Source organism: Pelosinus sp. sgz500959, from assembly GCF_042610375.1.
In the GTDB taxonomy this organism is placed as follows: Bacteria; Bacillota; Negativicutes; order DSM-13327; family DSM-13327; genus CTSoil-075.
Genome location: NZ_JBGJZL010000017.1, coordinates 51,690 through 70,180 on the forward strand (window position 1 = coordinate 51,690; position 18,491 = coordinate 70,180).

Genomic DNA, 18,491 nt, shown 5'->3' on the forward strand with positions numbered 1-18,491 from the left:
TTCCAATACATCCATCGTTAACTTCTTCATTTCTTACAAATAAACAACGATCAAATATCCCTTTAAATGAACTACGCCCCAACTAGCAGACTTATTGGTCTACTAGTTGGGGCGTAATTCATTTAAAGTTCAGACGCAAACATAATTTACTAAGCCGTAATGACTTCCGAATCATCTTCACACTCTTTTTCTACTAATTCAATTTTATGTTCTACCCATAAAGGATTATGATGTCGAGCTTCTGCTACAGACATAGTACCATCTGTAAACATTGCCTTAAAATCTGCCCAATTGTAAATTCCCAAGAGAATATGAGCAAGCGTACATAATCCTAAAAATATACCTATCCATAAGTGTCCAAAATCAATCCAATAAATAAGTACCTTAGGTGCTAAAGGAATAAAAGCATATAAAATCCAGCCGCTTACCAATAAAAATATTCCACCGTGAAACATAAAAACACCCATCATCTTTTGTCCTGAATTTATTTTCCCCATAGGCGGCACTATAATTTCTTTTTTTAATATAATTTTGTGGGCATACCCGCCCCCTACTCTCATCCATTTCAAATCATCACGATTCCACTCCGAAATATTACGAATAAATGCGACAATGCGATCTGTTGCTAAAATACTATAAGAAATCGCTACAATGGTTAAAATAGTGGCTCCAATAATATGAATTCTCATCGCCATATTAACAAAATCTTCATTACCAGGCTTTAGCCAAATAATAAATCCAGTCATAGCAGCAGGCAGAAAACCTAACACTAATCCCCAATGAAACAAACGGGAAGGCAAACCATGTTTTAATACTCTTGGTTCAGATTCAATCTGATGACTCATAAGGAAAAACCTCCTCTTTATTCTACCTCTAACCTAACTTTGTTCTATCGACATAAGAAGTATGAAATAACTCCTCGGACAATGGACTTAAAGGTTTCTGAGCAAACTTTTTATACATCTCATTTAAGGGCTGATTATTGTGACTCTGCCGTGCTTTGGCTTTCACATCATCCTGATAAATACCTTGGGCGCGCATTTTTATATATTTAGTACGATCTTGTACCAAATCAGTTGCGATGTACGCACCTGTCCACATTACAGCTCCCGCCACACCTATGACTTGCAAAAATTCCCGTCTTGATATTTTTACCGCTTTTTCCACATAATCATAACTTGCCATTTTTCACACACCCCACACCTTAATCCCAAGGCAATATCGCCTTCCATTTATTAACCCAAGACGTTCCCATCGCATGAATCGGTTGACCGCCACCATTTACACATCCTCCTGGACAATTCATCACTTCAATAAAATGATAAGGAGAAGTATTATTTATAACTTGTTCAATTAATGGCACAACATGTTCTTTAATCCCATGAGCAACTGCAACTCTCAGTGTCAATTCTTTGCCCGTTTTGACATCTTTCATCGTGACACTAGCTTCTTTCATCCCCTCTAGCCCGCGTACTGGAGTAAATTCTAAGCGCTCTAATTCTGTATCTGTAATCAAAAAATAAGCAGTCCGCAGAGCAGCCTCCATGACACCGCCTGTATTTGCAAAAATAGTCCCTGCACCACTATATTGAGCCAAAGGATTATCAGCATCCGTATACTCAGGTATTGTATTAAAATTAATATTTAGTTTTTTAAATAATCGTGCTAAATCTCTAGTTGTCAAATTAGAATCTACATCAGGATATTCACCTTGATGACCTTGCTTCTTCCAATACTCAGCTGCGCTATCAAACTCTGGCCTTGCACATTCAAATTTTTTAGCCGTACATGGCATCACACCAACAACATACATATCTTCAGGTTTAACATGCCACACTTCTTTTGCCCCATAGGTTTTAGCTAAACTCCCAGCCATCATCATTGGCGATTTGGCCGAGGAAAGGTTTGGAAGAATCTGAGGATAGTTAAGTTCGACATATCTCACCCACGCTGGACAGCACGATGTAAATTGAGGCAAAGCACCTAAATGATGTTCTGCTGCTTCGCCTAATAAATAATGACGAATCTTAGCTAGCAGCTCACTGCCCTCTTCCATAATTGTATTATCCGCAGCAAAATTAATATCAAAAACCTTAAATCCAGCTACTTTCATAGCACCATATAGTTTTTCTGTTACCAACTGACCTGGCTGCATACCAAATTCCTCGCCAATCGCGACCCGTACAGCTGGAGCAATGGCCGCCACGACTGTAACTTGCTTATTATTCAGTTTTTCAATAATTTTATCGACTGGGTCAATCACATCTGTTGGCGCACCAAAAGGACAGTTTACCAAACACTGGCCACAGAATACACACTTTTCATTATCAATACGATGCACCGCACCGTATTTTCCATCAATAGCATTGGTTGGACAAAATACCTTGCACGAGTCACAGCCTTTACATTTAGTACGATCAATTTCAACGACCTTTAAAATTTCATGTTTTTGAAAACCTTTCAACAATAATTCCTCCTACTCAGTCCAAACAAGCTCTCCATTCTTTTAACGCATGGACGTCATAACTAAAAATAGACCCATTGAAATCTTACATCCTTTTTTGCTGATTGTCAACATCCTCCTTTTTAGCACAATTGTGGTAGCTATTTTAAATCATTGTGCTAATTTTTCCACAATGATTACAATTTGTCATGACTATGGAAATAGCAATAGACTCAACAAGCAGAAGAATACTGCATGTTGAGTCTATTAAAATGATACATCGTTATAGAATGATATTTTCAATAGAAAGATTTTTATTATTTATCCATTCCCCTCCACTTCTACATGGCGATGGACATGAACATGTCTATTTTGTCCATGAATATGAACATGCTGGTGTTCTCCAATCAAATTAGCCGAAAGCAACAATAAGCGATTTTCCAGGATCGCTACTGGCTGGTCATCTGCCAAGATTTGATGATTTTCTCCCATTACGACGACTCGACTCGCCAATTCTGGCACCAATTCTAACTGATGAGTCGCAATGATAATCGTTTTTCCTTGCTGATTCAATTGATTTAAAGTATCCCTCATCCAAGCCTGGGTTTTGGGATCAAGCCCATTTGTTGGTTCATCCAGAATCAAAACATCAGGATTTACAGCTAATACAGCAGCGATTGCTACCTTTTTTTTCTCTCCACCACTTAAATGATGGGGAAGTCGATTCATGAGATGAGTGATCCCCACAAATTCCAGTAGCTCTAAAGCTCGCGATCGAGCAACAGCATAGTCCATACCCATACTTAAGGGGCCGAACATAATTTCATCAAGAACACTCGCACAGAAAATTTGAACATCAGAATTTTGGAAGACAAATCCTACCTTCTGACGAAATGTTGCAGCAAAAACTTTATCTTTCATACTATCCTGGTTAATCTCCCAGCCAAAAGCTTGAACCTTGCCCTTGTGAGGAAAAATTAATCCAGCAAGTACTTTCTGCAGGGTCGACTTACCACAACCATTAGCCCCTAATAATACTAATTTTTCTCCAGCCGAGATTTTAAGACTGATATTTTCTAAAGCACACTCATTCTGCCCATAAGCGTATCCAATATTTTGTAAATCAAAAACCAAGTTCTTTAACAAAAGAGGCGCCTCCCCATACACTCATACATACAATCAAAATAATCCCGAGAAAGCATACATCACGTACCATCAATCGAGTTGATAACCTCTGATGATTGTCACCGTTAAAGCCGCGAGCTACCATGGCTGTATTAATTTCATAGCTATATTGCCACAGCATGCGAAAAAATCCAGCCAAAGAGCTACCAATCCATACCAATCCGCCACCAGTTTTTTCAACTGCTACCAAACGACTTTTACGCCCTAACAGATATTCTGATAATAGTAACAAGAATAGAAATAAATACCGATAAGTCAGATCAAGAACCATAACAAATACAACTGGTAATCCCATAGAACCAATTGCTTTGGTTAAAATTGACCAACGGGTAGTCTTAACTAATAACACAACTAAACCCAAGGAGGCGGAAGCTCGCAGTAATACAAAACAGGCCGTTGCAATGCCTTGAATCGTAATTGAAAGTTCTCTTGGCAGAGTAAAAGAACCAATATGCCAAACCACATTTTGATAAATGACTACCACAGCCTGCCCTGGAGTCACCCAGTTAAAAATTGCTGGTAATACAACAATTCCTGCAAAGACTAGTGCTGGCAGCCATACTCGTTTAAGATAGGCCGTCCAACCAATGTCCGAAAGTCGCGCAGTAAGAAGGAGGAATAGATGAACAATGATTAACATAGGCAACGAATGGGTCAGCCCTACAGCTAACAACAAAATACCGACTCCAAAAACCTTGACTCTTGGTTCAATACTCTGCAACCACCCTTGTTCAGCAGCAATCCCAGCCTGAAACATATCTTCCGCCATGACCTGCTGAATATCTACTAAAGTTTTCTCTAAATAATCACTTCGCTGCCACCATCTAGTTTTTGGTCGCATTAATGGACGATTTTCTATGACACCTAGCCAAGTTGGAAGTTTATCATTCATCAATACTATTCTTTCGACCCGAGGACAGGCTGAGAATTAGTGCGTAAAATCATTTTTCCATAGAGAGAGATTAGAGCATAGATCAAACCTGATCCTAAAACTGCCGATAGAAAATATCCTATCTTGCCAGGGATTTCGCCCTCACCTAAAAAGTTCATACCATAATCGGGAAATAAGGCTGTCCACCACGAGCCGGCTTGTTCAATCCCCTGAGGTATATAACCAACTACCTCCATTAACTCATCAGTTCCCCATTCTCCCCAAGCAGTCCCTTCTGCTAACGACCCTAGAGGCGTCAGCATGGCTAACACAATTAATCCAATCCAATATCGACGCATCTTATTCCCCTCCTACTGCGATTTCTTTGACTTGTCTCACTAATTCCGGTGAAGTTTTCCAAGCAAATTTTAAAACCAAAGCGGTGACTGTTCCTTCTATAAAACCAGCGATTAATAGATGGACACTCATCATCGCAGGTATAGAAACACCTAATCCATAGGGAGAATACAGTGGCGTACCATCAGCAGCAAGGAATAGCAATGGTTGAATCCCAAACTCAATTGCTGCAACCAAAGCAGCCAGATTAATTCCTACATAACCACTCACACCTGCTGCTATAATAGAGCGCGTCGAACCAGAACGTCCTTTCCCTACAAGGAGCTTATAAGTATAATAGCCAGAGAAGGGCATAATAAATGCCATATTAAAGGCATTTGCCCCAAAAGCCAACATTCCACCATCACCAAATACGAGCGCTTGGATGAACAATGCCACACTGACAGCAATCACAGCCGCCCACGGTCCAAGAGCAATGGCAATGAGGACACCCCCCACCGCATGAGCCGTTGTTCCATCGGGAATAGGAACGTTAAACATCATAATTAAAAAAGCAAAAACCGCTCCCATGGCCATAAAAGGAATTTGAGCTAACTCTAAGTGTTTTTTCACCACTGCCGACGCCCGATACCACACTGGTAACATGACACCACCTAGTGTTAAACACGTCGACGGACTAAGGTATCCATCAGGAATATGCATAAATAAACCTCCTAAATTTTTTTATCATGAGTCTATAGGGAATTATAACGATTCCACTTCGTCCTTCGTGAACGAATCTAATTGAAAGTATATAATAAGAGTCGATCGAGTCTAAGTCGTAGGAGTTAAAAGCACTCATAGTCATAAAAAAACCATGACAGGCATCACTCTCTTCAGAGTTAATAAACCTTCATGGTTATCTTTTATCCTATATTTCCTTGCAAAATGATATTCATATCATTGCACAAGTCATTCTTTATCATCCAACTTCAAGTCACTAAGCAGCTTCATGCTACCATTTCTCATTCATTATAAAGGAATTTTATTCCTTTGTCAATTTTTCAAGAAATCTCCATTAATAAAAAAATATAGCTTAATTCGTTTCAATTCGTTCCAAGATAATTCTATGATCAACTAAATGAAGTTCTTTAATGCGTGCAGCTACTATTTTTCGTTCACCAAAAATATTTTCTAGATAAACCTCTCCATTCCCAGGTATGATTTTATCGACCCTCTCAAGCAATAATTCCTCTATATCTTTATTTTTTAAATAAACATTAGCTTCACACATGTTTTATACCTCCTAAATATTTTTTCATTTCTACGATTAAAGTATCTACCAGATGAGGAAGAGGCTCAGTTTGCAGTCCAATAATATCAATATTTCCGCGATAGATCGGTATTAATAATTTGCGTGCTTTACTATCCATTATTGCTTCTGCCATTTTAGGTGTAAGTTCGCCAAGCATTGAATTCGCCATAATAATACTCAATGAACCTATAACAATATCACTGTCCTTACTATTATACACAATCGCATTCTCACCTGTAGCACCTTCATTGGCACCAGCCTTCAACATCGCGGAAGTTGCTAAGGCATTCGTCCCTAAAGCAAGGATGCTCACCTGCTCTCGAAATTCTTTCCTCATCTTTTCGATAATGACTCTCCCCATGCCTCCACCTTGTCCATCAATCACCGTAATACGCATAGTTACCTTCCTCTATCATCTTCTGTGTTCTTTGTTCTTCTTATATTTCAATATTTTATCATTATTAAATCAACTATTCCAGATAAGATATCCCTTAAGTTAAAGAATGCTTCGAAGCACTTGATCAGCAACACCAGCCATAACTTCATATCCAGCATGATTGGGATGTATACCGTCGCAATGTAAATTTTCCTTTATATGTACGCCATTTTCTTCAACCATCGCTTTATGAAAATCAATCATTACTATTCGATTGTCTCCAGCAAATTGGCGCATCTCTTCACGATATTGCCTTAATAAATTCTCTTCTGCTACGTCGTCGCAAGATATTGGTAAACCAAGGATCGGAGTAATACCATTCTCTACTGCTGTTTCTGCCATAGTACGAATATTATTAATCACTTCTTTGACAGCAATTCCAGCATATGCATCATTAGTTCCGCCCATAATGATGACGTGGGACGGATTGTGCCGTAGTACATGCCTATAAAAACGCTCTAACATTCCAACAGTCGTATCACCGTTGATACCACTATTGATATACTCAAGATTGAGCTGTTTAGCAGTCCTGTTAAACCATGATACTGCTGGTTCATATGGAAACCCAAAAGTGATAGAATCCCCAATCCCAACGATTTTAATTACACTGCTTTGCATATTTCTTTCCCTCCCAAATGAATTGAAATTGTCTAAAAGGATCATTAAAAAGACTTATAAGCAAAAATGCTCATAAGTCTTATCATTTAAAGATTAGTACGCGCACCATCACCTACAGCTTTCAACACGGGCTTTGGATCGTCAACTTGAATAAATCTAGCCGATACAAAGTTCATCAACGCAATGACAGCACCACCCATGAATACATATTTATATCCATTCGGGCCGCCATTGTACCAAACTAAACCGCCTAAAATAGGTAAGAACATGGTGACAACATGGTCAATACTGGTACCTAAGGACAAACTAGGTGAAATATCTTCAGGTCGCAGAGCAATTTTTTTCATATAAGTAGCCCTTGCCATACTCACGCCATTCATAATCTGATCCAAAACATAACATGTACAAATGACAATCAGTGCTAACTGTGGACCAAACAGGTTGTCAGCAAAAGCATATCCTAAGCAAATGATAAAGCAACCTACAGCTTCACTACTAAGAACAATTTTTTCTCCCAAATGATCAATCATATTCCCAATCCATGGTTTTACAAAAATACCCGCAACCGACACAACAAAAAATAGCATGATCATCGTTGTAACCTGTTGCCGGAATACATCAACCAGAACCCATGGACCAAAGGTAATAAAGATCTGTTTGCGCGCTCCATATAGGATACTAAGCCAATAATAGAGCCCATATTCTTTCCTAAAAACAAAACGACTCGACTTTTTCACTGCATGAGCTGGTTTCATAAAAATCAGTGTGATGGCAGCTAATAAAAAGGCCACTGCACCGATTGAAAAAGCCGTCATATAGCTAATATGCAAGAACTTGAACAACATCCATAAGACCGCACTGCTAATAACAAGTGTCAAAGTATTAACGGCGTTCATCCGTCCCAACTTTTTCCCCAATTCACCAGCAGTAGCAAAACTCATACCAATACTATTAGACAATGGCATATAAATATGAGTTCCCATATTGTAGACAAAAATAGCCACGATAACAAAGCTGTATTCCGGAGGAATGATCCCCAAAGAAAACATACCGATCGCTGAAAGAATATTTCCAACTAGCATAGTTTTGATATCACCTAAAAAAGAAAGCATTCCAATGATGACAACCATCAGCAGTCCTGGTAGTTCCCGTGGAAACTCCAAAGCTGACCGCTCCAGAATCATCATCCCCAGACCTTCCTTTAGATAATTAGTTAGAATTGCCCCATCAACACTCTGCCCAATACCGATAAAAGCTGTCGACAGCATGAAGAAAAAATAATTGCGGTCTATATCCTTTAAAAATTTCATTTTTATAATATCCCCTTCCCCCATGTATATTATTTTATAAAGTTTAGCATAAAATTAATCTATTATTTTTATAAAACCATTCCATAACACTTACATCATGGTATTATTATATATAAATTAACAATATAATTCATGGATTATATTACTAGATACTAGCATAATATTAACAATTGAGGGTGATACCAATGACTTCTGATCGCAATCTCTGTGCGCAAAATTGCAGAGTGTGTACCTTATTATGTAATGACCAACGGAGAACTAACAACAACAGTCGGCAGTGGGACTACGATATGTATCGGGATTTCCCCGTGAAAATCAGCCGCAGCGAACGTTTTAAATATGGTCCTGTATTTGGAAGTCATTGGCATGAAGAATTTCAAATTTTATATTTTGAGCAAGGGGAAGCATTGATTCACTGCAATTCCCACCCTTATAAGCTTAAACCAGGGAATTTAATGATTATAAATAGTAATGAAATACATTACGGAGAAACTCTTTGCCAACATCTGGTTTATTATATAATAAAAGTTGATCTTAATTTCCTACTAAGCAGCCATATAGATTTTTGCCAAACAAACTACATCACACCTTTATTGCAAGGTCTCATTCGCTTTCAAAACCATATCACCCACAATGATCAATTGTCAGACCACATCCAGCAAATTGTTAAGGAATATAGACAACAAAAAACAGGGTGTGAATTGGCAATCAAAGCACACCTTTATAACATATTAGTTTTACTTCTGCGTCATTATCAACAGGAACTCTTCAAAAAAACCATGCATGATCGTCAGCAAAAAAATATGCATCAGTTACGCACAGTATTACAATACGTAGATCAGCATTATAACGAGAATATCACTCTAAACCAACTCGCAAATTTATCCAATATGAGCAGCCAACATTTTTGCCGTGTCTTTAAAAACACCACTGGTAAACGCCCAATGGATTATATTAACTATTTACGAATTAATAAGGCAGTAACCCTATTATCGACAAGCGATTTTAATATCAGCGAAATTGCCATGGCTGTCGGTTTTGATGATAGTAATTATTTCAGTCGTTTATTTAAAAAATACCAAAATATATCCCCCTCTGCCATGCGAAAGTAAATTAATCATTGTTAAAACTTTTAAATAAGGAGCTCACTATGAGATTATCGAAAGGATTCTTAGGGTTCTTTTTTTTTACTCTAGTGATTGCCATGAAAGTTGAAGACCATTTAGTCGATATATCGCAGATTATTCACCAAGTACCTACTTCCCATAAAGTAGTAGCATTAACCTTTGACGATGGTCCTCTTGCTGAATCTACATCTGAAATTTTGAGTATTTTAAAAGAAAAAAACATAAAGGCAACTTTCTTTGTAGTAGGAGAGCAGGTTGAAAAATTTCCAAAGCTCGTACAACAAGAAATTGCAGAAGGGCATGAAGTTGGTAGCCACACTTATAGTCATCCTACACTAATTAATCTACGTAAAAACGCAATAGAACAAGAACTGGACAAGACAGAACAAGCGATTTTAAAAGTCGCACCTAAACCTACCCTTTTTCGTCCACCTGGAGGCCTTTATAATGATCTTATCTTAAAAATAGCTAGAGACAATGGATATCTCACTATTTTGTGGTCAGTTGATCCCTATGATTGGCGTTATCCTCCTGTAGGAAAAATCGTAAATGTGATCTTAAAAGATAGCAAACCAGGAAGCATTATTCTTTTGCACGATGGGAAATATCCTTCATCTACACCTGAAGCCCTTGGATTCATTATTGATAGCCTTAAGGCTCGCGGCTATGAATTTGTAACCGTTAGTGAATTACTCCAATACTATGAAGCCAAACCTTAAAATGATTCAGTTTTCTATTAAACACAAATTTTTATATTTTGTGTTTATTTTTTTAGTAGCAGGAAATTTTTACATTTTTAAAGAATCATTTTGACATCAGATTTCAAGGAGACGATCATGCACTCTATGTTACTTTTAAACCTATCCTTCAGGTTCCCCCTTTAACTTCTTTTTGCGGGTAAGACTCTTTGGAACAAGTCGCAAATAATATAACACCTAAACTAACAATAATACCTGCCACACTGTACATCGTCGCATATCCCCAATACTGGCCAACAATTCCTAAGATCACCGCTCCAGTTGTAATCCCAACATCCATAAATGCAGTGAAAAAAGCAAGTGCACTCGCTCGTTCATGAGGCAATGTCTTATCAACTACATAAGCATTCAATGCAGGCATAAACGCGCCAAAACCTAGTCCAAAACACCCACCGATCAAAACTAATAGAGATACATTTTGTAAAAATGGTAACAAAAATGTTGCGATTGCCAAAAGAGTTAAGAAGGGAAGAATCACTTTACGCCGCCCATAGAGATCTGATAATTTTCCTGCAACCACTCGGCTAATTAACGTAAAAATCGCATATGTTGTAAAAAATATTCCGAAATTAGTCACTCCTTGCTTAGGTGCGTATACTGGCAAAAACGTTATCACCGTGCCATATACTGTTGCCGCAGTAAAAAAAGTTAATGAAGCAATTAATACAGCCGGTTGACGACCAACTGCCCAGACACTTACTATTTGTTTCTGGTGCTCTTCTTTTTTAAGCTCATCTATAAACAGAATAGCTAAAAAAGAAGCACTAGCAGCAATGGTAGAAAAAAAGAATAATCGAGAAAAATCATGAGTGCTTGCGATAATCATACTGCCCCACGCTGGAAAAAGTGCCATTGCCACAACATTAGCAACACCATAAATTCCCATGACTTCTCCGCGGCGTTTAAGAGGTGCTAAATCAGCAACATAAGCATAAGCAGCAGCTAAATAACTTCCATGTGCAATTCCGTGGAATACTCTCAATAAATATAGAGGGACAATATCCTGAATTTGACCATAGATCACAAAAAGCAGTGCAAAGAGACCTGCACCAAATATCATTATTTTTTTACGTCCATGCCGATCAGCCATTTTAGCAAAATAAGGACGAAATACAATTGATGCCATTGTAAAACAACCCACAACGATTCCAATTTCACTCGTTGTTCCACCTAGATTTTCTACAAATTGCGGCATCGTGGGTAAAAGCAAATAGAAGCTACCAAAATACAGAAAACTGGAAAGACAAACAAAAATAAAATTCTTTGATAACAAGCTAAAGTCGTTCATTTTATTTTTACCATTCCTTCTTTTTTTGTTTTCATATCCCCTTATCTCTTTCTGTCTCCTTTAATAGTTAGCTATATATTCCACTTTATTATATAAAATCCTTTTCCCTAGGTTATTGATCATCATAAGGATTCCTACCATTAAAATTAGAAAAGGAGTAAAAAAATGTTATTTTTTATTAAAGGTATAGTTTTAGGTTTCTCTATTGCCGCTCCCGTAGGCCCCATAGGATTACTTTGTATCCGACGTACACTGGCCAATGGAATGGCAAATGGCTTTGTATCGGGCTTAGGTGCTGCTACGGCTGATACACTCTACGGCTTTATAGCTGCACTTGGCATTTCAGCTGTATCGATTTTTTTAGTAGATCATCAATCCTACCTGCGTTTTATCGGAGGAGTATTCTTATTTTATTTAGGTTATACAACATTTAAATCTATGCCTGCTGAAGTTGCTGCAAATACAAGCAGCGAAGGACTTATGGGAGCTTATGTTTCCACCTTATTTCTGACCATTACTAATCCAATGACGATAATGTCTTTTGCCGCTGTTTTTGCAGGGCTAGGGGTAGGTGCTGTAGCTGAGAATTATATATCATCATTTTTTTTAGTTATTGGTGTTTTTATTGGCTCCATGCTTTGGTGGCTAATCTTAAGCGGAATAGTTAATATGCTACGCCATAATTTAGATCGAAAACATTTAAAATTGGTCAATCAACTTTCAGGACTTATCATTACCGCTTTTGGTATATGTAGCCTAATCTCAATTTAAATTAGTTCTTTCCACCATGATGCACACGGATACTTCTCAGCACCAATAGTGACAATTTCACCGATTATCGGTGTAGCTACTTTTATCGTCCTCATTTCGGCTTCTCTTAGTAGTCGTTCAACCTGATGTGTCCACTCAGTATTCGATTGGCTAAACATACCCCAGTGGATGGGTAACATGAGCTGTCCCTGTAAGTCTATTTGTGCCCGTACTACTTTTTCAGGAGTCATATGGATCTGCCTAGAGAATTCAATAGCTTGGCCACATTCCATAAGAGTCAAATCAAATGGCCCATATTGATCACCAATCTCTTTAAAATGCGGGCCATAAGCGCCATCACCACTAAAGAAAACATTTACTTTCTTACTGGTAATCACCCAGGAACACCATAATGTCTTATTGCGGTCAAACAATCCTCTTCCTGAAAAATGCTGATTTGGCGTACAAGTAAATGTCAGTTCAGCATCGCACAATGTTTCTCCATATGACAATTCTGTAATCTTTTCATTAGCAATTCCCCATCGCCTAAGCCAAGTACCAACGCCATGCGGCACACAAAACCTATGTACTTTATCTTTGATTGCCATAATCGAATGGTAATCCATATGATCGTAATGATCATGGGATAAAAGAACAACATCAATTTCCGGAAATTCCTGCGGTACAAGCGGCAATTGCTCTGTAAAACGTTTTCCTGTAAATATAGAGAAAAACCAAAAGAGATTGGAAAAGATCGGATCACACAAGATCGTTTTTCCGCCGATCTGCATAAAAGCTGTGGAATGACCAAACCATACGACTTTAGGTTGCTTCGAATTTAACAGATCATCCAGATTTAATTTTTTCACAGGAATTGACTGCTGCGGCCTGCGATTTGGATATTTGTGTAAGAATCTTTTAAATAGAACATATGGTATCTTCATATCATATACATCCTTTATTCTAATACATAAAATTTTTTTATCAAAACTATAAACATAATGCCCGAGGAATCCACTCGAAAATGCATTTGACAGTTAGCTGTATGACGTTATCATTATTCCCCTCTTGTTTCCATAAAAATCATTGGGGACTTTCTATTTCTGACAACTAAAAAACATCATCAGTAATTTTTTTATTGTTATTTATATAGGAATGACTATTCATTCCTATATAAATAACAAAGAGGAGGTATAAGATTACCTTTTAGCTAACTATTTTTCTTAGTACATATCCGAATTCATCTTATGTTTATTGTAGTAACTCTTTCCCCATTGAGATAATTGTTCTAGTATTGGAAGAATACTGATCGCTTCCTCTGTCAGTGAATACTCAACTCTAGGTGGAACTTCCGCGTATACTAGTCTTTTTACAAGACCACACTCTTCTAATTGACGTAATTGTTGAGTAAGCATTTTTTGCGTAACAGAACCTAGCTGTCGTTTAATTTCACCAAAACGCATTGTTCCTTTTTTTAAATTCCAGAGAATCGGAATCTTCCATTTCCCACCTATAAGATAAACTGTTAATTCCATCTCGCATTTTAAGTTATCCTCGTATAATCTCAACATATTTTTTCCTCCATTAGTATGGATAAAGGTACTATGATACACATAAGTGCGTACTAGTTTATCAATCATAGTTATAGTACCATTATATCATAGCAGCATTGATAGAAGCATTGAGCTTAAGGAAATGTACATTTTGAACTAATTGGGAGGTAGTTAAATTGATGACAAGCCCTATAACTAAAGTCATACAACTTGCATTTATCGTTAATAATCTTGAGGCAGGAATAGAACACTATCGTCAAATTTTTGGATTAACAACTTGGGAAGTGTATACAATCGCCCCGCCCTCTTTAAAAAACTTACGTTACCATGGAATGCCTGGTGAATTTTCCATGCGACAGGCAATCGCGTTGTCAGAGGATGGTATGCAATATGAATTAATTGAACCGTTAACAGGTCCGAGCATTTACCACGATTTTCTAAAACTCCATGGCGAAGATCTTCACCATATAGCATGTGAATATACCGGTAACTTCGATGAGGCTATATCTCACTTTTCTCAAATTGGTATAGTGCCTATCATGCAAGGTAATTGGGGAGAAATTAGATTTGCATATATGAATACAGAGAAAAAAATTGGTACGTGCATTGAAATTTGGGATATTCCAAATGACTATGAGTTACCCCTTCCTGAAAAAATCATACGTTAAGCGTACAGAATTAAAATAGGATGGTGCCATCATATTTAATATCATCTCCTAACTTTACTAAGCTAAGAAAAAGTGATATCATCCCAATATGTAATATAATTCCTTTCAGGAAAATACTTTATGTTCAATCAATTAATAACGAACTAAAATTATAGATAAATCCCATAACCAGCCAGATAAACTATTACTTAACAGGAGGTAACTATGGAAAATCATGAACTTAAACACATCATCGAAGAAGCGGATAATGCTATCAATCGAGAAGACTTCGTGGCATTGCTAGATTTCTATTCTGACGATGCGACCCTAGTGATCAAACCTGGGATGCTTGCAAAAGGGAAAGATGAAATTCGAAAGGCATTCGAAGCTATCGCTGAATACTTTAATCATAGTCTTGTAGTTAAGCAGGGCGAGATGTCTATAATTGAAGCTGGTGATACAGCACTAGTTATCTCAAAAACACTACTTAGCGCCAATCAAAAGACTGATTCAATATTCTCTATGGAGCGCAAAGCTACTTATGTCTTCAAGAAAGACTTTAATAAAATTTGGCGTTGCGTTATTGATAATTCCTATGGGGTAGATTTATTAGAAGAAAAAAATATCTAAGAAGCAATTTAATAATATTTTAAATACAGTAATAAAAACCGATTCGTCAAATACTTTAAAATCACGCAAACTGACATTGTTTCTCAAACAGTGTCAGTTTTGTTTTTAATTCATAAACAACAAAAAAGACCTACAAGCAAAATGCTCATAAGTCTTATCATCTTAAGATTGGTGCGGTAGACATTATGGTTATAAACTTATAACGATTAATGTTTTCAAACTATAAGAAGTCTATAAGAAGTTAGAAAACCACTTTTGTCTACATTTTAGGTTGAATGAAATATTATTCTGATCTTACTTAAATAAATCACTATGACTATGACTACCAGTCCGAACTAGTATTAATTCCCGCTCATCTTCATCGATCTTATAAATTAATAACCAATCGGGTTCTATATGACATTCTCTGTGATTAATATAATTACCTGTTAAAATATGGTCTTTATTTCTAATAGGCAAGGGATTTTCATTTGCTAGATTGTCTATTATGATTTCTATTTTTGCAAGATTTTTACCACGTTTATGCGCCTTTACTAAGTCTTTTTGAAATTGTTTTATGGGAATAATCGCTAATATTACACCCCTAATCCTTTAAACATATCTTTTGCACTCTTATAGCGTGTCAGACCTTTTGTATTTTCACTATCTTTTAAAGCCTCTAAAGTAACCTCATTAGAAATTTTTATTGGAAAAGGTATTCCTTTATTTAATTTGATTTGTGTGTAAAATAAAGTAATTGCTTGACTAGGAGATAATCCAATAGTAGCCAATAAACCTTCTACATCTTCTTTCAATTTTGGTTCTACTCTTGCCCGAATATATCCACATTTAGACATCTCAATCATCTCCTTTATCTCATCGTACCCCATTTGAGATAAAACTAAAAGAAAAATCTTAGATAAATTAAATGTTTATCAAATCTTAGTTGCCTTAAGAAATTTTTTAAAACACTGCAAAAAGAAAAAAGGCAAGCTATAAATAACTTGCCAATGCAATAAAGTGTTGCTGCTCACACAGTCTAACCGCATCTTGTTCAAATTCATTGTCCGTAAGTTTGTCTCACATTGCTTGACCGAAAGATTCCGGCCAAGCAATGTGAGATGGGCTTACGTACCGAACTCGTTTTCAATCACTTCTTTGACTAGATGATCATCAATTAGCTGTTTGTGCCGCATCGCGGCACAAAGCAAAAAGGAATCGCCCCCTCAAGCAACGGTTGCGGAGACCACTACTCTACTAATTGAGCTATACCCATATGGAGCGGAAAAAGAGATTGGAACTCTCGGACCCTCGCCTTGGTAAGGCGATGCTCTACCTCGGAGCTATTCCTGCATAATAAATAAAAAAATTGGAACTTACAACTCTTTTAAAGGCTTAATAATTTTTNGGAAAAAGAGATTGGAACTCTCGGACCCTCGCCTTGGTAAGGCGATGCTCTACCTCGGAGCTATTCCTGCATAATAAATAAAAAAATTGGAACTTACAACTCTTTTAAAGGCTTAATAATTTTTTCAATTAAAGCTTCATCATCTGTAATGTTTATAAGAGGGACACTAAATACCTGTGCCTCTTGTATATGTTTAACTTCCTCTGACATGAAAGTATTAATTTTACCATCCAACTCATAATTATTATTTTCATTGATGTCTCTCCAAAAGAACCATATATTCCAAAGATCCCAGTGACCCCTTTTGCTCAAATCTGAATAAATAATTTTTCCAGCGGTTATTACTGGCTGATCAATGTCGTCTCCCCAAAAAGATATCGTGATTGCTTTATTAATCTGATTATCTTTATTATTTCCATAAACACGGAATATCGCTTCTATAATCCACCGATTAGGATCTTGCAAGCTTTTACTTACATCTCTAGTAATTGTATTACCATAACTAGTACTCCATTCTGGTGCCATTTGATTGTCGATTTTCAAAAATAATCTTTGGCATTCATTAAATACTTGTTGGATATATCCAAAAGCATCTGTAATTTGATGACCTTTCTCTATATTCTCCATTTTTTAATTCCCCCTAAAAAATATAAATGACTTATAACTTAAACCAACGTCAGGTAATGAGCTAAAATATGTTTTACTTTCATCTTGAATTTCTTCATCTTGATAAAATATAGGATAGTTATGCGAAAATCCAGAAATCAATGATTTACTTGGAAGTGTAATACCAGAAAAATCTCTTAATCCTAGCTTTTCTAAGTACTTCATTAGGTCATCTGTAATAACTCTTTCATTATCAGAATAATATGAGTACATCATTTCGAATGTTTTATAAAGTTGATGCCATCTTAAATGAAATACATTATCCTGAATTCCATTATGTCGACTTTGTATAATTTTAGAACTAGCACAAATATCAGTATGAGCTTCTGCCTCTGTAAGGTATACCATATATCCTTTTTTTCCCTTAAAGTTAGAAATAGAAGCATCTGAAAAATTTTCAATATCTTTATTTATCGCATCAAAATAACGAGCTAATTGATCATTTTCGTCCGTACCACTTTTACCAGATTTAAATTTAGCCTCGATTATAAGAAGAAAGTCATCCTGTCCATGGATATGACTAGAAAATACAATTATTAAATCTGGTTCCCCATAATTAGAGTTTGATGCCCAAAATACATATTCTACTTCTCGGTAGCATCTTAATTCAATTCCTTCTGAATTTAGTCGTTTCCAAAGTGTAGTTCTTGTTTCATCATATAGGAATGCACTTTCAATAAAAGGAATCAAAGCTTTATCTGGCATAAGGTATTTTAATGTCCCAAAAATTGTAGATGTTAAAATATCTTCCGTATATTCATACCCTAATGACTTACTTCCAAGTACTGCCTGAATAATAGTACCACCCCCATAGAATTCGGAACTGATAATTATTTAGACTATTAATTCTTCAACTTAAAATGAAAATCCTGCCATATCAACGCATATATGGCAGGATTTAATATTTTTTACAACGATTATCGATATTTTTACTTTTAATTTATTAAACAGATAGTGCTACCTTCCCCCTAAGTATTGAGTTTAAAATAAAGCCAACTATAAGAACAATGCAAAACAATAGATATTAGAATGTTGCCCTATATTATAATTAGAACAAATGTTACTTTATATAACGCTTAGAGATAACAGTAGAAAAACATTCATAATATGCAGATAATATGCGTGAAGATCTTACGGTGTCGTAAACGATGCTAAACTACCCATAATAATC

General features: G+C 36.5%; 23 protein-coding genes and 1 tRNA gene. 5 read left to right on the forward strand and 19 right to left on the reverse strand.

Going from position 1 to position 18,491, the window contains the following annotated elements:
* Window positions 1-149: 149 nt before the first annotated feature.
* From ACAN52_RS19555 to ACAN52_RS19605, 11 genes are all read right to left on the reverse strand, one after another.
* Entirely contained in the window at window positions 150-845 is a 696-nt protein-coding gene (locus ACAN52_RS19555; RefSeq protein WP_378956674.1) for a cytochrome b/b6 domain-containing protein, read from the reverse strand.
* 28 nt (window positions 846-873) lie between these two features.
* On the reverse strand, window positions 874-1,185 hold the full coding sequence (locus tag ACAN52_RS19560) for an iron hydrogenase small subunit (protein WP_378956676.1): 312 nt from the start codon (window positions 1,183-1,185) through the stop codon (window positions 874-876).
* A gap of 19 nt (window positions 1,186-1,204) precedes the next feature.
* The gene (locus ACAN52_RS19565) at window positions 1,205-2,464 is read right to left on the reverse strand and encodes a [FeFe] hydrogenase, group A (protein WP_378956678.1); all 1,260 of its coding nucleotides are present in this window, start codon (window positions 2,462-2,464) and stop codon (window positions 1,205-1,207) included.
* A gap of 300 nt (window positions 2,465-2,764) precedes the next feature.
* Window positions 2,765-3,589 carry an energy-coupling factor ABC transporter ATP-binding protein gene (locus tag ACAN52_RS19570; protein WP_378956680.1) on the reverse strand — a complete coding sequence of 275 codons (825 nt, stop codon included), beginning with the start codon at window positions 3,587-3,589 and terminating at the stop codon, window positions 2,765-2,767.
* The gene (locus tag ACAN52_RS19575) at window positions 3,567-4,520 is read right to left on the reverse strand and encodes an energy-coupling factor transporter transmembrane component T family protein (RefSeq protein WP_378956682.1); all 954 of its coding nucleotides are present in this window, start codon (window positions 4,518-4,520) and stop codon (window positions 3,567-3,569) included. Before ACAN52_RS19575 ends, ACAN52_RS19570 begins: the two co-directional genes overlap by 23 nt.
* 5 nt (window positions 4,521-4,525) lie before the next feature.
* A complete protein-coding gene (locus ACAN52_RS19580; protein WP_378956684.1) occupies window positions 4,526-4,858 on the reverse strand; it encodes a PDGLE domain-containing protein in 333 nt (110 codons plus the stop codon).
* Window position 4,859: 1 nt separating this feature from the next.
* Complete coding sequence (gene cbiM / locus ACAN52_RS19585; protein WP_378956686.1) at window positions 4,860-5,558, reverse strand: cobalt transporter CbiM; 699 nt, start codon at window positions 5,556-5,558, stop codon at window positions 4,860-4,862.
* A 373-nt stretch (window positions 5,559-5,931) separates the two neighbouring features.
* Entirely contained in the window at window positions 5,932-6,129 is a 198-nt protein-coding gene (locus tag ACAN52_RS19590) for a CooT family nickel-binding protein (RefSeq protein ID WP_378956688.1), read from the reverse strand.
* Window positions 6,122-6,547 carry a DUF3842 family protein gene (locus ACAN52_RS19595; RefSeq protein ID WP_378956690.1) on the reverse strand — a complete coding sequence of 142 codons (426 nt, stop codon included), beginning with the start codon at window positions 6,545-6,547 and terminating at the stop codon, window positions 6,122-6,124. The genes ACAN52_RS19590 and ACAN52_RS19595 overlap by 8 nt, the downstream gene beginning before the upstream one ends.
* Before the next feature lie 99 nt (window positions 6,548-6,646).
* Window positions 6,647-7,204: a GDSL-type esterase/lipase family protein gene (locus ACAN52_RS19600; RefSeq protein ID WP_378956692.1), complete on the reverse strand. Its 558-nt coding sequence runs from the start codon at window positions 7,202-7,204 to the stop codon at window positions 6,647-6,649.
* 86 nt (window positions 7,205-7,290) lie between these two features.
* Complete coding sequence (locus ACAN52_RS19605) at window positions 7,291-8,514, reverse strand: MFS transporter (protein ID WP_378956693.1); 1,224 nt, start codon at window positions 8,512-8,514, stop codon at window positions 7,291-7,293.
* A gap of 290 nt (window positions 8,515-8,804) precedes the next feature.
* On the opposite strand from ACAN52_RS19605, the gene ACAN52_RS19610 reads away from it, so the two are divergent.
* Complete coding sequence (locus ACAN52_RS19610) at window positions 8,805-9,626, forward strand: AraC family transcriptional regulator (RefSeq protein WP_378956695.1); 822 nt, start codon at window positions 8,805-8,807, stop codon at window positions 9,624-9,626.
* A gap of 38 nt (window positions 9,627-9,664) precedes the next feature.
* Window positions 9,665-10,360 (forward strand): polysaccharide deacetylase family protein, encoded by a 696-nt coding sequence (locus tag ACAN52_RS19615; RefSeq protein WP_378956696.1) that lies wholly within the window; start codon window positions 9,665-9,667, stop codon window positions 10,358-10,360.
* 148 nt (window positions 10,361-10,508) lie between these two features.
* Here ACAN52_RS19615 and ACAN52_RS19620 read toward each other — a convergent pair whose 3' ends face one another.
* Window positions 10,509-11,687 (reverse strand): MFS transporter, encoded by a 1,179-nt coding sequence (locus ACAN52_RS19620; RefSeq protein WP_378956698.1) that lies wholly within the window; start codon window positions 11,685-11,687, stop codon window positions 10,509-10,511.
* A 165-nt stretch (window positions 11,688-11,852) separates the two neighbouring features.
* Between ACAN52_RS19620 and ACAN52_RS19625 the strand changes: the two genes are divergently transcribed.
* On the forward strand, window positions 11,853-12,458 hold the full coding sequence (locus tag ACAN52_RS19625) for a LysE/ArgO family amino acid transporter (protein WP_378956700.1): 606 nt from the start codon (window positions 11,853-11,855) through the stop codon (window positions 12,456-12,458).
* Here the strand turns inward: ACAN52_RS19625 and ACAN52_RS19630 are convergent.
* Together ACAN52_RS19630 and ACAN52_RS19635 are read right to left on the reverse strand one after the other, a co-directional pair.
* Window positions 12,455-13,381, reverse strand: a complete 927-nt coding sequence (locus ACAN52_RS19630; protein ID WP_378956701.1) for an MBL fold metallo-hydrolase — start codon at window positions 13,379-13,381, stop codon at window positions 12,455-12,457. The two genes, ACAN52_RS19625 and ACAN52_RS19630, sit on opposite strands and share 4 nt — an antisense overlap.
* 279 nt (window positions 13,382-13,660) lie before the next feature.
* The gene (locus ACAN52_RS19635; RefSeq protein WP_378956703.1) at window positions 13,661-14,008 is read right to left on the reverse strand and encodes a winged helix-turn-helix transcriptional regulator; all 348 of its coding nucleotides are present in this window, start codon (window positions 14,006-14,008) and stop codon (window positions 13,661-13,663) included.
* Between the two features lie 161 nt (window positions 14,009-14,169).
* On the opposite strand from ACAN52_RS19635, the gene ACAN52_RS19640 reads away from it, so the two are divergent.
* A complete protein-coding gene (locus ACAN52_RS19640; protein WP_378956705.1) occupies window positions 14,170-14,658 on the forward strand; it encodes a VOC family protein in 489 nt (162 codons plus the stop codon).
* A 204-nt stretch (window positions 14,659-14,862) separates the two neighbouring features.
* Complete coding sequence (locus ACAN52_RS19645) at window positions 14,863-15,267, forward strand: YybH family protein (RefSeq protein WP_378956706.1); 405 nt, start codon at window positions 14,863-14,865, stop codon at window positions 15,265-15,267.
* Window positions 15,268-15,561: 294 nt separating this feature from the next.
* Here ACAN52_RS19645 and ACAN52_RS19650 read toward each other — a convergent pair whose 3' ends face one another.
* From ACAN52_RS19650 to ACAN52_RS19670, 5 genes are all read right to left on the reverse strand, one after another.
* Complete coding sequence (locus tag ACAN52_RS19650; RefSeq protein ID WP_378956716.1) at window positions 15,562-15,843, reverse strand: type II toxin-antitoxin system YafQ family toxin; 282 nt, start codon at window positions 15,841-15,843, stop codon at window positions 15,562-15,564.
* Window positions 15,843-16,103, reverse strand: coding sequence for a type II toxin-antitoxin system RelB/DinJ family antitoxin (locus ACAN52_RS19655; RefSeq protein WP_378956707.1), 261 nt, complete (start codon window positions 16,101-16,103; stop codon window positions 15,843-15,845). The genes ACAN52_RS19650 and ACAN52_RS19655 overlap by 1 nt, the downstream gene beginning before the upstream one ends.
* Before the next feature lie 420 nt (window positions 16,104-16,523).
* A tRNA-Gly gene (locus ACAN52_RS19660) sits at window positions 16,524-16,599 on the reverse strand.
* Window positions 16,600-16,747: 148 nt separating this feature from the next.
* Window positions 16,748-17,281 (reverse strand): hypothetical protein, encoded by a 534-nt coding sequence (locus ACAN52_RS19665; protein ID WP_378956709.1) that lies wholly within the window; start codon window positions 17,279-17,281, stop codon window positions 16,748-16,750.
* A 3-nt stretch (window positions 17,282-17,284) separates the two neighbouring features.
* Window positions 17,285-18,025 (reverse strand): PD-(D/E)XK nuclease family protein, encoded by a 741-nt coding sequence (locus ACAN52_RS19670; RefSeq protein WP_378956711.1) that lies wholly within the window; start codon window positions 18,023-18,025, stop codon window positions 17,285-17,287.
* Window positions 18,026-18,491 lie beyond the last annotated feature (466 nt).